This is a genomic window from Qipengyuania zhejiangensis (assembly GCF_035607565.1).
In the GTDB taxonomy this organism is placed as follows: domain Bacteria; phylum Pseudomonadota; class Alphaproteobacteria; order Sphingomonadales; family Sphingomonadaceae; genus Qipengyuania; species Qipengyuania zhejiangensis.
This window is the reverse complement of sequence record NZ_JAYKGO010000001.1, coordinates 373211-387803: the sequence shown is the minus strand read 5'-3', so window position 1 is coordinate 387803 and position 14593 is coordinate 373211. Positions and strand designations below refer to the sequence as shown.

Genomic DNA, 14593 nt, shown 5'->3' with positions numbered 1-14593 from the left:
ATTTACTCCCGAGAGTGATCGGACAGGCGACCCATTATCGCTGCCACGTATAATTGCGTTTCACGGATGCGTGGAACGCCCCCAGCGCGTTCTACGCGGCCAGGGCCGGCATTGTAAGCTGCAAGGGCGCGCTCGATATCGCCGTCAAACCGGTCAAGCTGTTCGCGCAAATAGCGTGCGCCGCCTTCCAGATTGGCGAAGGGATCATCGGGATTGACGCCAAGATCGCGCGCGGTGCCGGGCATGAGTTGCGCAAGGCCCCGCGCACCGACGGGCGAAACCGCACCGGCGCGCCACCGGCTTTCCTGCCACACCATCGCTTCGATCAAAGCCGGGCTGAGATCGAAACGGGCGGCAAGTTCGGCAACCTTGGCCTTGTAGAGGTCAGGGACGAGCCGCGCCTGCGTGTGCGGATCGGCCACGGCGATATCGGGCACGAACAGGCCATCCGGCACTGCGCCGACAGCTTCTGCCAGCGGCTGTGCAAGCGGGGCAGCCGCCATCGCGGACCCTGCACCGGCAATCCAGCGCGCTCCGTCAGCGTCTATCTCCATGACATCTGCTTTCGCGGGGAAAGCAATCAGCGCTGCACAGGACAATCCCATACCGAGCGCCAAGCGTGCGAGAATCATTGCACCCTCCGTCCGGTCCCTCTGCGCATACTACATGACAAGGAGGTGACAGAAAGCTGAATATCCACGGCCTTCTTCACATCCTGTGGACCAGATACAGGAAGGCCCGCGCCCCATTGCGGGTGCGCGGGCCACCAAGACCGCCGCCTGGCGGATACTGTCAGCGCATCGACATCGCATAATAGCGCGAAAAATCGCCGGCTTCGAGCATGGCCAGCGCGCGGCGGGCCAGCCGGCGCGAATCAACCCAGTCGCCTTCGGCGGTTTCAAGGTCCACGCTTTCGCGCGAATTGGCTGCGGCTTCCAGTTCGGTGCGCGCTTCATCGAAGCGGCCGAGCCGGGCAAGCGCAATGCCGTGGTTGATCAACCGTGCAGGATCGTCCTGCGCCAGCCCATCGCAATTCTCGATTGCTTCGATAGCGGCGCGATCCTGGCCAGCGACCAGTTCTTCATAGCCGACATCGAACGTGGTTGCGGGTTCGACCACCGCGTTGGTCGGACCCTGTGCCATCAGCGCCAGTGCGAGTGTGGTTACCAGTGCCATCACATCTCTCCCATGAGTTCGTGACGGGAAGTTTTGCGCGCAGCGGCCGCGAACTGCAACAAAACTGAAACATTGTCACAAAACTGCAATCTGCGGATTTCGCGGCCGGTGCTGCAACTTCCTGTTGATACTGCAACACAACGGTCATGAAGCGACAAAAACTGTCACGAACCACCCCTAGCTGGCGAATCGCGATCAAAACATTCGCGCTTTCGATTCATCCGGTTTTTGAGGGGACCGTTACCCGTGACCACTATTCATCGTTCACTCGTCCTGGGCTGCAGCGCATTGGCCCTTGCCAGCTGCGGTGCCGACGAAATCGTCTCGCCCGGCACCGGCGGCAATATCACCATCAACAACACCGGCAGCCCTACGGCCACGCCAACGCCGACACCCACGCCGACCACGTCGCTGGTAACCCCGGCAGCCGGGTGTCCGACCATTTCCGACCCGACCGGCCTGACCGACAGCGGTACGATTTCGGGCCCGACCGGCGAATACCGCGTGTGCACCCTGCCCGCGCGGATCGCGGCAAGTTCGACCCTGCCTTACATCGAAGGGCTGGTTTACCGCATCGATGGCCGCGTCGACGTGGGCACCGACGGCGGCCCCGTCGCGACCGGCGCCGACACCGATGTGCAGCTGACCATCGAACCCGGCGTGATCGTGTACGCATCGGGTTCCAGCTTCCTCAACGTCAACCGCGGCAACACCATCCAGGCCAACGGCACCGCCGCCCGCCCGATCATCTTTACCAGCCGTGACAACGTGCAGGGCCTGAACACCAGCAATTCGTCGGGCCAGTGGGGCGGCGTCGTCCTTTCGGGCCGGGCCCCGGTAACCGATTGCATCGCGCCGGGCGCAACGCCGGGCACCACCGCCTGCGAACGCCAGGTCGAAGGCGCGGCCCAGCCCGCCCTCTTCGGCGGCGCGACCGGGAACGACAGTTCCGGCAGCATGAAGTTCGTCCAGATCCGCTATTCCGGCTTCGTCCTTTCGGGCGACAACGAACTGCAGTCGCTGACGACCGGCGGCGTCGGTTCGGGCACGACGCTGGAAAACATCATGAGCTACAACAGCTCGGACGATGGCGTCGAATTCTTCGGCGGCAACGTGAACGTCAAGCGCCTGATCGTGGTCGGCGCCGAGGATGACGGCCTCGACACCGATACCGGCGTGAAGTCGAACATGCAGTACGTGATCGTCGTCCAGCGCCCCGGCACCGGAGACACCATCATCGAAGCCGATTCGACCAACGGTCTCGAGGAACAGACCCCGCGCCAGAACACCCGGATTTCGAACGCGACCTTCATCGCCGACAGCGGCGTTGGCGATCAGGCCATCCGCATCCGCGGCTTTGCCGATTACACGATCGTCAATTCGCTGCTGTTCGACCGCAGCGGCGGCACGCCGTGCCTGCGCATCGACGGTACCGAGACGCTCGATCGGGCGGCCGGTGCAAACGATGAATCGGGTCCGGTGGCGTTCAATTCCTTCGTGCTCGATTGCGCCACCGACTTCCGTGACAGTTCGGGCGGTGTGACAGCCGCTGCGATCCAGGCACGCTACGATGCGGGTTCGAACAACAACGCCAATTTCACCAACACGCTGACCATGACCTTCGTCAACGGCAGCAACGAAAGCGGCGTCGTGGTCTTCGATCCCACCGCCCTTTCGAGCTTCTTCGAAGTTCCCGGTGAAATCGGTGCCGTGTTCGCAGCGAACCGCACCTGGGTGAACGGATGGACCTGCAATTCGGCAACCGTGTCGTTCGACAGCGCGGTTTCCAACTGCACCAGCCTGCCGGTCTACAACTAATCCGGACAATGGCCGCGGGGCGCGCATGAAGCGCGTGTCCCGCGGCCACTTTTTTGCATGCCATCGGGGCCGCGTAGCCCCGCCAGATCAAAGACCTGGACATAAGGGGGTCTCGTACCATGTCGACCAGCAAGCGGGTTTCCGCGCTGCTCCTGCTCACCACCGCGCTCTGCTTGCCCGGCCAGCTGCTGGCACAGGAGGCCGCACCGGACACAGCCATCCAGAACGAACCGGCCGACGATGCCGACGTTGCCGCTGTCGAACCCGTGGCCGAGACCGAAGAAGAGTTCGAGGAGACCGAGGTTTCGGTTCCCGGCGGTGCCATCGTCGTCACCGGTCGGCGCCGGCAGGATGTGGGCCGCGCGTCGAGCCAGGTGGTCTCGGTGCTCGACACCGCAAGCATTGCACGAACCGGTGAAGGCGACATCGCCGGCGCACTCACGCGGGTCACGGGCCTGTCCACCGTGGGTAATGGCCTGGTCTATGTGCGCGGGCTTGGCGATCGCTACTCGCTCGCCCTACTGAACGGGCTGCCGCTGCCATCCCCCCAGCCGCTCAGCCGTGTGGTCCCGCTCGACATTTTCCCGACCAGCGTCATCGCATCGAGCCTGGTGCAGAAGACCTATTCGGCCAACTTCCCCGGCGAATTCGGCGGCGGCGTGATCAATCTGACCACCCGCGCCGTGCCCGATGAAAGCTTCGTCAAGGTCAGCGTGGGCGCCAGCGGCGATGGTGAAACCACCGGCGGTCGCGGCTATACATATTATGGTTCCAGCTACGACTGGTTCGGGTTCGACGATGGCCGCCGCACCGTGCGCCCCGCGCTTCAGAGCTATCTCGACAGCGGGCTGTCGATCGAAGACCCCGACGTGGACCAGCGGGCCATCCTGCTCGAACTGGGCGATCCCAACCTGATCCTGTTGCAGCAGATCGACGAATTGCCGCTCAATCTTTCGGGCGGGATTACCGCCGGCACCAGTTTCGACGTGTTCGGCGACGGGCGCTTCGGCGTGATTGCCACGGCGTCGATCAGCAACAAGTGGCGCAACCGCTACATCACGTCGCAAACGGCGGTGAACCAGGACCTCGACCTCGACAGTGATGCGCGCGAATTCGTGACCGACAACCGCATCCTCGTGAACACGATGCTCGGTTTCGGACTCGAGGTTGGCGAACATCGCTTTCGCCTCACCAATCTGTTCATTCGCGATTCGCTGAAACGCGCCTCGCTCGAACAGAGCGAGGATTTCCAGAACGACGATACCGATCTGACGCAGAACACCGCATGGTTCGAGCGCCAGCTGTTCGACACACAGTTCACCGGCGAACTGAAATTTGCCGATCTGTCCATCGACCTTCGCGCCGGTTACGCCCAGACGCAGCGCGAAGCCCCTTACGAATGGACGTTCCGCTACACCCGTTCCAACAACGCCAACGATCCGCTTGGCGATGTTTTCCTCAACACGCTCGATCCGCAGCGTGGCGGGGCCATCGTCGCATTCTCGGACCTGACCGAAGACCTGTATTACGGCGGTCTGGATGTGAGTTATCAGCTCGCCGACTGGCTCGGCCTCACGGTGGGCGGCGCATACACCGACACCCAGCGTCTTTCGCAGCGCCGCGAATTCGATATCCGCGCGCAGGGCGATTATCCCGATGTTTTCGGCGCCTTCCGGCCGGACAATCTGCTGGGCGATGCGCTGATCGAACTGGGTTATGATCGCGAAGCGCAGGACGCAGCCGGTATCGGCCCCTTCAGCTACACGATCTTCGACACCACCGGGTCCGACCCGGCGTTTGAAGCCGGGCTGGAAATCAAGGCGGGTTATATCCAGGCCCGCGCGCAACCGGTCGAACCGGTCTCGCTCGATCTGGGTGTGCGATACGAAGACGCGTTGCAGCAGGTCATCCCGCTCGGCCTCGACGGGCTGCCAAGCGGATCGGCCAACACGACCCTGATCGCCAACGACTATTTCCTGCCGGCAGCCACGCTGACGTGGGAAATCACGGACAACTTCCAGGCCCGCGTCAACGCATCGCGCACCATCGCCCGCCCGCAATTCCGCGAACTGATATTCCAGACCTATTTCGATCCGGAAACCAACCGGCAGTTCAACGGCAACCCGCAACTGGTCGACAGCGAACTGACCAATTACGAAGCACGACTGGAATATTACTGGGGATCGGGCAGCCGCCTGAGTATCGCGGGCTTCTACAAGGACATTGAACGCCCGATCGAAGTCTTCTCCAGTTTTTCGGACAACGAACGGATCAGCGGCTTCGCCAACGCGCCTTCCGCAACCCTCTACGGCACCGAACTGGAGCTGCAGTGGAACAAGGACCTCTATTCGCTGGGCGACTGGTGGGAGAGCAAGCGGTTCGTGGCGATCGCCAACTACACCTATACCCAGTCCGAACTGCAGGTGACGGCAAGCGACGTGGCGCTGGTGTTCCCGTCAGCCCCGCAGCCCGCCACCAATTATTTCCGCGATGGCGTTCCGCTGACGGGTCAGTCCGACCACCTGGTCAATCTGCAGCTGGGCCTGGAAGACCTCGACCGGCTGAGCCAGGCGACTTTCCTGGTCAGTTATTCCAGCGAACGCGTGACCAGCCGCGGAACAGGATCGTTGCCCGACATTCTCGAAGACCCGGGCCTTAGGCTCGACTTCGTTGTTCGTCAGGGCTTCGAAATGGCTGGCGCGGATTTGGAGCTGAAACTGGAAGCGCGCAACATCACGGGCCGTGGATACCAAGAATACCAGACCAACGGCACCAACCGGATCGACATCAACAGCTACGATGTGGGGCGCAGCTTCAGCGTATCACTCTCGGCAGAATTCTGAGCCTGCCGAAAGCCTCTATCTCCCGGCGCACTGCGCCGGGAGATACCCCCCGACAGCAAACGTCAATGCGAATCGTAAACGTAGCCGAGGAACCGGACCGTGCGGACACGGTCGCCGGACCCGGCATGGCGCATGGCGCTGCGAAGGCGGCCGATCCAGACATCGACAGTGCGTTCGTCAATTGGCGGCTCCTGCTTGCCCAGCGCGGCGATGAGCGCGGCGCGCGTAAGCACGCGGTCGGGATTCTGGGCGAAGAACCGCAGCAGGCGAAATTCGTTCGGCCGCAGATCGAGCGGCTCCCCCGCCCAGCGCGCGCGCAGGGCCGCCGCGTCGATCGTCAGGTCGCCAAGAACGTGGATGTCCGACACGGCGGTCTGGCCACTCCCCGCCTGCAGAACCATTACCCGGTCCAGCAGGGCCGAACGCATGACCGGTCCGATCATGTAATCGTCGGCCCCGGCACGCAGCGCACGGCGTTTGTTCTGCGGATCGTCATCGTCGAGCACGATGGTGATGTGGGCATCCTGCGTGCGGCTGTCGGCGCGAAGCCGGCGGCACATTTCCAATCCCGACAGCTCGTCCATCACCCAGTCGACGAAAATATAGACCGGCCCTTCGATCACGCGGTGCGGGCCATCGGGAAATAGCCGCGCGAACGCATACCGTGTTTCGCCGTGCGTAAAGTCTTCCGCTTCTTCCCCGAGCGCGTCGGTCAGGAAGATATTGATGGCGTTCATGCGTTTTTCCCACCCTGTTCAGGGTGGCGTGGCGCGCTGATATGACCGGCATGTGACCGGAATTTCAGGATTGTAACACTTTGTCCAAACTCGGCGATTTATTCGCCGTTTGTGGACAGGCTCCAATTGCGCGGCGCGGTCGATGCAACGCCTACCGGGTTCTTGGGCAGGTACGGCGCCTCGAGGCTCGCCACTTCGTCCTGTGCAAGATCCAGATCCATCGCGGCGACCGCCGCGGCGATATGGCCTTCCTTCGTCGCGCCGATGATCGGCGCGGTGATGCCCTTGGCGAAATGCCAGCCCAGCGCGACGGTTGCCCGCGATACACCGCGGGAGCCCGCAATCGTGCCGACCGCATCGATCACCTGGCGATCCGCATCCTCGTTCTGACGGTAGAGCAGCTTGCCGAAGCCATCGGTTTCACTGCGGACGGTGCTTTCGTCCCAAGCGCGTGCCAGTTTCCCGCGCGCCAGCGGGCTCCACGGGATGATGCCCACGCCCTGATCGTTGCACAGCGGGATCATTTCGCGCTCTTCCTCGCGGTAGAGCAGGTTCACGTGGTTCTGCATGGATATGAACGGGGTCCACCCGCGCGTGCGGGCCACTTCCTGTGCCTTGGCGAATTGCCAGGCAGCCATGCTGGACGCGCCGATATACCGCGCCTTGCCGGCCTTCACGATGTCGTGCAGCGCCTCCATCGTTTCTTCGACAGGCGTGGTTTCGTCCCATCGGTGTATCTGGAACAGGTCGACATAATCCATGTTCAGCCGCGACAGGCTGTCATCGATCGCCTGAAACAGGCTCTTGCGCGAATTGCCGCCCGTGTTGGGCGCTTGGCGCCAGGGGAGAAAGGCCTTGGTCGCGAGCACGATTTCGTCCCGCTTGGCGAATTCGGGCAGCAGCTTGCCCATGACCTCTTCGGACGCGCCCATCGAATACATGTTGGCCGTGTCGAAAAAGTTGATGCCCGCGTCCACCGCCTCACGGATAAACGGACGGCTTTCTTCCTGCGACAAGACCCAGTCCCCATGCCAGCCACGGCTGGTATCGCCATAGCTCATGCACCCCAGGCAGAGGCGCGATACCTTGAGACCCGAAGGGCCCAGATTGACGTAATCCATTACCTGTCTCCTCAGGAGAGCGTCATGCCGCCGTCGACGCGGATCGTTTGCCCCACGATGTAACTCGCCAGCGGCGACGCGAGGAACAGCGCTGCCCCGGCCATATCCTGCGGCGTGCCCATGCGACCGGCAGGGATTCTCGAAATGGCCCCGGCAGCGCGTGCCTTGTTCCCGGTCGTCACCTTGGTCAGTTTTGTCGGCACGAGGCCGGGCGCAATGCCGTTTACCCGGATGCCTTCGGGTGCCCAGGCCTGCGCCAGCGATCCCACCAGGCTGACCGCCCCGGCCTTGCTTGCTGCGTAGGCCGGATTACCGATCATTGCGTGGTAGGCGCCGACAGAGCTTACGATGATGAGCGAGCCGGACCGCTGCGACAGGTGCGGGTGCACCGTGCGCGCGCAGTCCATCAGCGAATTCAGATTCACGTGGATTACCGCGTCCCAGCCCGGCCGGTCGAACTCTTCGCGGCGATACCGGACCGTGCCCTGGCACAGGACGACGACATCCAGCGGATCGGGCACCGCGAACGCGGCCACCCGGTCATGATTGGAAACGTCCAGCGAATGGAAGGTCAGGCCGGAAAGGTCGCTGCCCTGGTCTTCGCTGTAATCATCGACCGAAGCGCGGGTGCCCGTGACATGGACCGTGGCCCCTTGCGCCCGAAAGGCCTGCGCTATGCCGTTGCCGATCCCGCTTGTCCCGCCGACCACGAGCACGGTCTTGTTCGAATAGTCGAGCGGATTTTCCAAATCGGTCTCCTCAGATGGCGCGACTGACGACTTCCTTCATGATCTCGTTCGTGCCGCCATAAATTCGCTGTACACGCGCATCGCGCCACAGGCGGGCGATGGGATATTCGTTCATGTAACCGGCGCCGCCGTGAAGCTGCAACGACTTGTCGCAGCATTCCCACTGCAATTCGGTATGCCACAGTTTGGCGGCGCTTGCTTCATCGGTTGTCAGTTCACCGGCAAGATGCCGCTTGATCGCCCAGTCGAGATGCGCCCAGCCGACCTGCAATTTGGCCGACAGATCGGCCAGGACGAATTTGGTGTTCTGGAATTCGAACACCGTGCGCCCGAACGCCTTGCGGTCCTTGGTGAATTTGACCGCTTCATCGAACGCCCGCTGTGCACCGGCCTGCGCGCCGACTGCGATCGACAGGCGTTCCTGCGGCAGTTCTTCCATCAGGTGGATAAATCCGCGGCCTTCGCTGCCCAGCAGATTGTCGCGCGGGACACGGCAGTCGTTGAAGAAAAGTTCGGACGTATCGGCGGCGTGCTGGCCGATCTTGTCGAGATTGCGCCCGCGCTCGAAGCCCGGCGTGCCTGCATCGACGAGGATCAGGCTGGTGCCCTTGGCACCCTGGCTCGGATCGGTCTTGCAGACCACGATCACGCAATCGGCGTTCTGGCCGTTGGTGATGTAGGTCTTCGATCCGTTGATGACCCATTCGTCACCATCCATCACCGCAGTGGTGCGAACGCCCTGAAGGTCCGATCCGGCCCCCGGTTCGGTCATGGCGATGGCGGTTATGACATCCCCGCTGACCATTCCCGGAAGGTATTTTGCCTTCTGTTCGTCCGTGCCCAGCCGCTCGAAATAATTCACCGTGATGTCGTTCTGCAGGGTGAAGCCGGCCGACGACCCAAGGTAGGACAGTTCTTCCGCGATAATGCAGTTGAACCCGAAATCGAGCCCCAGGCCGCCATTCTCTTCGGCAACGGTCGGACACAGCATTCCCGCATCGCCCAGCGCCTTCCACGCCTCGCGCCCCACGATGCCCTCCTCCTCGTGCTTGTCGAGGAACGGTGTCATGTGTTCGGCAAAGACCTTGCGAACCGTGTCGCGAAAAGCCTCGTGGTCGTCGTTATACGCGGTGCGTTTGGCGATGTTGAGCATGGTGGTTGTGTCCTCAGTCGTCCAGGAAGCCGTTCAGTCGCTGGCGGATGATGGCATCCGCTTCGCTCATGATCCGGTCGATCAATTCCTTGCACGTCGGAATGTCGTTGATGAGGCCCGCGACCATGCCGCACGACCAAGCACCGGCGTCCATGTCGCCTTGCGTCATGATACGCGGATAGACGCCTGCGACCTCTTCGATGATATCTTCAAATTTCAGGTCCGCGCCCAGCTTGCGTTCCTTTTCCAGCAGGCGTTCGACCGCATCGTTGGTCATCACGCGTTCGGTGTTGCGAAGCGGGCGCATGACCAGCCGCGTGTCGAGTTCGCTGGCCGCAACGATCGCCTTCTTCACGTTTTCGTGCACCGGCGCTTCCTTGGTGGCGATGAAGCGCGTTCCCATGTTGATGCCGTCGGCACCCATCGCGAGCGACGCCACCAGGCTGCGCGCATCGGCCTGGCCGCCGCTGGCAACGAACGGAATTTCCAGTTCGTCGGCCGCGCGCGGCAACAGGATCATGTTAGGCACGTCGTCTTCGCCGGGGTGGCCGCCGCATTCGAAACCGTCGACCGATACCGCATCGCAGCCGATCGACTGGGCCTTCAGGCTGTGCCGCACGCTGGTGCACTTGTGGATCACCTTGACGCCGGCATCCTTGAAGAAAGGCAGCACCTGGACCGGATTGTTGCCGGCAGTTTCGACCGCCTTGACCCCGCCTTCGATGATGACACGGACGAGGCCCGGATAATCAGGGGCGTTGACGGTCGGAAGGAATGTCAGGTTCACGCCGAACGGCTTGTCGGTCATGTCCTTGCAGCGCGCGATTTCATTGGCGAGCTTTTCGGGTGTGCCCAATGTCAGCGCGGTAATCACGCCCAGTCCGCCGGCGTTGGAAACCGCCGCCGCCATTTCGGCGAAGCCGACATAGTGCATGCCGCCCTGGATGATCGGATGTTCGATGCCGAACATTTCGGTGATGCGCGTCTTCATGGGCTCTTCCCTCCACAGTTGCTTTTCGCAACCGGTATCGGGGCAAGCCGCGCGAGTCTAGCGCTTCGCGAGAGCTTCCAGCGCGGCGAGCAGTTCGTTCCCGCGTGCCGTAAGGGCAAGCGCGCCATTGCTGCGCTGGGCAAGCCCTTCGCGTTCGAGGTTGTCACCGGTGGGCGCGGCCATCACCCGCCCATACCGGCCCGAATGGTAAATCAGTGGTTCCACCTCGCGCCGGTCGAAATCGACCACTTCGCCAAGGAAGATCGCATGGTCCCCGCCTTCATATTCGAACCGCGCGCGGCATCCGAATCGCGCCGCGTAACCCGCGATCCTGGGGGCGCCTTCCGGTCCATCTTCAACATCCAGCCCGGCGAACTTGTCCTCGCCTGCCCGGGCGAAGCGATCGGACATGGCCTGCTGGTCTGCAGCAAGAACATGGACAGCCCAGCTTTCCGCATCGCGAAACACCGGCAAGGTGCCCGACTGGAGCGACAGGCTCCACAACACCATCGGCGGATCGAGGCTGACCGAATTGAAGCTGTTGGCGGTCAGCCCGAACGGGTTTCCTTCCGCATCGCGCGCGGTCACGATGGTCACACCGGTGACAAAGGAACCGAGCGCATCGCGGAAGGCCTGGGCATCATACATCGCCGCTTCGCTAGTCGGGCTTGGCGCACACCGCAATGGAAAGACTGTTCCGCCACGCAAGATCGCACGAAGGTGAGAAGGGCTGCAAAATTGCAACACAAATGCAACAACCGTCACACCACCGGGCCAAAAGGCGGGCGCGCGATTGACGAAGTGAACGTTATCAAATAGGTGAACGTTCACAATTGGAATGCCACGCGTGCTAAATGCATGGTTTTGGGAGGAGAATCGGAATGAATTGGAAGGGCAAGCCCTCGCTCGTCAGCTTTATGGCAGGCGCATCGGTACTGGCGCTCGGCGCCACGGCCTCCGCGGCCATGGCTCAGGAAGCCAACGAAGCGGCCATGGAAACCAGCGACGAAGACACCGCAGTCGTCACCGACGATGGCAACGTGATCGTCGTTTCGGGTATCCGCGCCTCGCTGCGTGACGCCATGAACATCAAGCGCGGCGCCGTCGGCGTCGTTGATGCGATTTCCGCCGAAGACATCGGCAAGTTCCCCGACACCAACTTGGCTGAATCGCTGCAGCGCATCACCGGTGTGTCGATCGACCGCCAGAGCGGCGAAGGTTCGACGGTCACGGTTCGCGGTTTCGGCCCCGACTTCAACCTGGTCCTTCTCAACGGCCGCCAGATGCCGGCGTCGGGCCTCGGCTCGTGCTGCGAAGCGCCCGCTTCGCGCAGCTTCGATTTCGCCAACCTCGCTTCCGAAGGCATCGCCGGCGTCGAAGTGTACAAGTCGGGCCGCGCATCGCTTCCCACCGGCGGCATCGGCTCGGTCATCAACATCAAGACCCCCCGCCCGCTCGATCGCCCCGGTTTCCAGGGCAGCATCGGCGTAAAGGGTGTGATCGACCACACGTTCGACGACACCGAAATCACCCCGGAAGTTTCGGGCATCGTCAGCAAGACCTTTGCCGACGACTCCATCGGCGTGCTGCTGAGCGGTTCGTACCAGCGCCGCAAGGCTAGCCTGGCCCAGTTCAACGCCGGCTGGCGTGAAGGCTACCTCGGCAACGAAAACAACTGGGGTTCGCTGCCCGTCGACGAAAACGACTGGCGCGGAAACTTCAGCCGGACGGAAAACCGTCCGGATGAAAACACCGTGTATCAGGTCACCCAGAATGCCGGTTACGACTTTACCGACATCGATCGCGAACGCTTCAACGGCCAGGCCGTCCTGCAGCTTCGCCCGGCAGACTCGCTCACGGCGACGCTGGATTACACGTTCTCGCAGAACACTCTCGAGGCGCGCACCAGCAGCATCGGCGTATGGTTCAACCACGACCAGACCAGCAGCAGCTGGACCGACGGCCCGGCAGCAGGCCCGAATTTCTACGCGGAAAGCTTCGGCCCCGGCAAGGATCTGGCAATTACCGGTGCGGTTGCAGCCAACCGCAACGTGAACCACTCGATCGGCGGCAACCTCGAATGGAACGGCCCTGCGGGCATGACCTTCGTGCTCGACGCGCACCATTCGACCGCAACATCCAAGCCGACCTCGCCCTATGGCAGCAACATCGCTGTCGGCAGCGCGATCTTCGGTGTTCAGAACCAGAGCGTCGACTTCACCACCGACATGCCGGTGATTTCGGTCGACATGTATCCGGGTTCGGAAATCGACGCGTCGAACATCCGTCCGGCAGGCAACGCCTTCCGCAACGCCTACATGAAGGACCGCATCAACGAAGTCGCGCTGCGTGGCAGCAAGGATTTCGACGCGGGCTTCATCGAAAGCCTCGATTTCGGCGCGACCTACACCGACAACAAGGTGCGTTCGGCTTACGGCTTCCTCCAGACCGACAGCTGGGGCGGCACGCTGAGTGCGGAAGACACGCCCGATGGCCTGTACACGCTCACCGACCTCCCGACGGACCTCGCTGGAATGAGCGGTTCTCAGGATCCCTCGATCATCGCCAACTACTTCCGTGTCGACACGGTGGGCCTGATCGACGTCCTGAATTCGGCCGTCGGCATCTGTACTTCGCCGTGGGTCGGTACGCCGACCGGTGAAGGCTGTCTTGCCGAATTCTCGGTCGACCGTCGCATCCGCGAAAAGACCATCGCTCCGTATGTCCAGTCGCTCCACACGTTCGACGTGGGTGCAGACGAGGCACACCTTCGCCTCGGCCTGCGTTACGAAGCGACCGACATCAGCAGCTCGGCACTTGTTCCGGTCCCCTCGGGCACCGCGATCATTTCGTACAACGAAGTCGCCATCATCGATGACGACCTGAGCGATTCCACCTACACCACCCTGAAGGGCAGCTACGACAACTGGCTTCCGGCAGTCGATCTCGACTTCTCGCCTGTCCAGGACGTTGTGGTTCGCGCATCGTACAGCCACACGATCACCCGCCCGACCTACAACAACCTGCAGGGCGGCCTGACCGTTGCATCGCCGATCCGTCCGGACGGCGGCAGCACCGGTGGTGCGGGCAACCCTGGCCTGCTCCCCTACAAGTCGAAGAACATCGACGTGTCGGCGGAGTGGTATTACGGCCCGGCGAGCTACATTTCGGTCGGTTACTTCCGCAAGAGCGTGAGCAACTTCATCGGCACCACCACCACGCAGAGCCCGGCGTTCGGGCTGGTCAACCCCGGTCAGGGCGCGATCTACCGTGAAGCGGTCAACGCGGTCGGTGCCAACGCACCGTTCTCGGATGTCGTGAACTACGTCGAAACCAACTATCCGGACGCGGTGTATTACACCACCGACGCTGGCGGAAACCAGGTTGCTACCGGTATCCTCGGCGTAACGGGTGACCCTGCGGTGTTCTTCACCCTCGGCCAGCCGGGCAACAGCGACCAGACAGCCACGCTCGACGGCTTTGAATTCGCCATTCAGAACAACTTCTGGGACACCGGCTTCGGCGTCATCCTGAACTACACAATGGTGGACAGCGACACGTCGTACGACAACGCGCTGCGTTACACCGAAACGCAGTTCGCGGTGACCGGCGTCAGCGACAGTGCCAACGCGGTGCTGTTCTATGACAAGGGTCCGCTGCAGGCTCGTGTCGCCTACAACTGGCGCGACGAGTTCCTCTCGGGCTTCGGTCTCGATCCGTTCTACGTCGAGGCCTATGGCCAGTTCGACGCCAGCGCGAGCTTCGAGTTCAACAACGGCATCTCGGTGTTCGTCGAAGGGATCAACATCCTGAACGAAGATCGCCGCGGCCACATGCGGAACGACCAGACCACGTTCTTCGCTGCACCGGGTTATGCCCGTTATGCAGGCGGGGTGCGCTTCACCTGGTAATCGGGAAGGAAGGCTTCGTGCCCTCCACCGGTTGAACGAGAGAGCCGCACTGCCCGCGCAGTGCGGCTCTTCTCTTTCGGATCGGGCGCGGACA

The 14593-nt window shown here is 62.4% G+C and carries 11 protein-coding genes; 3 read left to right on the top strand and 8 right to left on the bottom strand.

Annotation, left to right across the window (positions count from 1 at the left end; all coding sequences use genetic code 11):
* Window positions 1-2: 2 nt before the first annotated feature.
* Window positions 3-632: a lytic transglycosylase domain-containing protein gene (locus VR863_RS01805; protein ID WP_324826722.1), complete on the bottom strand. Its 630-nt coding sequence runs from the start codon at window positions 630-632 to the stop codon at window positions 3-5.
* 160 nt (window positions 633-792) lie between these two features.
* Complete coding sequence (locus VR863_RS01800; protein WP_324826721.1) at window positions 793-1176, bottom strand: hypothetical protein; 384 nt, start codon at window positions 1174-1176, stop codon at window positions 793-795.
* A 246-nt stretch (window positions 1177-1422) separates the two neighbouring features.
* Here VR863_RS01800 and VR863_RS01795 point away from each other — a divergent pair, with 246 nt between their 5' ends.
* A complete protein-coding gene (locus VR863_RS01795; RefSeq protein ID WP_324826720.1) occupies window positions 1423-2994 on the top strand; it encodes a beta-helix domain-containing protein in 1572 nt (523 codons plus the stop codon).
* A 119-nt stretch (window positions 2995-3113) separates the two neighbouring features.
* The gene (locus VR863_RS01790) at window positions 3114-5837 is read left to right on the top strand and encodes a TonB-dependent receptor domain-containing protein (RefSeq protein WP_324826719.1); all 2724 of its coding nucleotides are present in this window, start codon (window positions 3114-3116) and stop codon (window positions 5835-5837) included.
* Between the two features lie 62 nt (window positions 5838-5899).
* Here the strand turns inward: VR863_RS01790 and VR863_RS01785 are convergent, their stop codons facing one another.
* The 6 genes from VR863_RS01785 to VR863_RS01760 all read right to left on the bottom strand — a co-directional run bounded on the left by VR863_RS01785 (window position 5900) and on the right by VR863_RS01760 (window position 11236).
* On the bottom strand, window positions 5900-6574 hold the full coding sequence (locus tag VR863_RS01785) for a response regulator transcription factor (protein WP_324826718.1): 675 nt from the start codon (window positions 6572-6574) through the stop codon (window positions 5900-5902).
* A 98-nt stretch (window positions 6575-6672) separates the two neighbouring features.
* Window positions 6673-7695 (bottom strand): aldo/keto reductase, encoded by a 1023-nt coding sequence (locus tag VR863_RS01780; RefSeq protein WP_324826717.1) that lies wholly within the window; start codon window positions 7693-7695, stop codon window positions 6673-6675.
* An 11-nt stretch (window positions 7696-7706) separates the two neighbouring features.
* Window positions 7707-8444, bottom strand: a complete 738-nt coding sequence (locus VR863_RS01775) for an SDR family NAD(P)-dependent oxidoreductase (RefSeq protein WP_324826716.1) — start codon at window positions 8442-8444, stop codon at window positions 7707-7709.
* Window positions 8445-8454: 10 nt separating this feature from the next.
* The gene (locus VR863_RS01770; RefSeq protein WP_324826715.1) at window positions 8455-9597 is read right to left on the bottom strand and encodes an acyl-CoA dehydrogenase family protein; all 1143 of its coding nucleotides are present in this window, start codon (window positions 9595-9597) and stop codon (window positions 8455-8457) included.
* Between the two features lie 13 nt (window positions 9598-9610).
* Complete coding sequence (locus VR863_RS01765) at window positions 9611-10588, bottom strand: NAD(P)H-dependent flavin oxidoreductase (RefSeq protein WP_324826714.1); 978 nt, start codon at window positions 10586-10588, stop codon at window positions 9611-9613.
* A 57-nt stretch (window positions 10589-10645) separates the two neighbouring features.
* On the bottom strand, window positions 10646-11236 hold the full coding sequence (locus tag VR863_RS01760; protein WP_324826713.1) for a flavin reductase family protein: 591 nt from the start codon (window positions 11234-11236) through the stop codon (window positions 10646-10648).
* 233 nt (window positions 11237-11469) lie between these two features.
* On the opposite strand from VR863_RS01760, the gene VR863_RS01755 reads away from it, so the two are divergent.
* Window positions 11470-14499, top strand: coding sequence for a TonB-dependent receptor (locus VR863_RS01755; protein WP_324826712.1), 3030 nt, complete (start codon window positions 11470-11472; stop codon window positions 14497-14499).
* The last annotated feature ends 94 nt before the right edge of the window (window positions 14500-14593 follow it).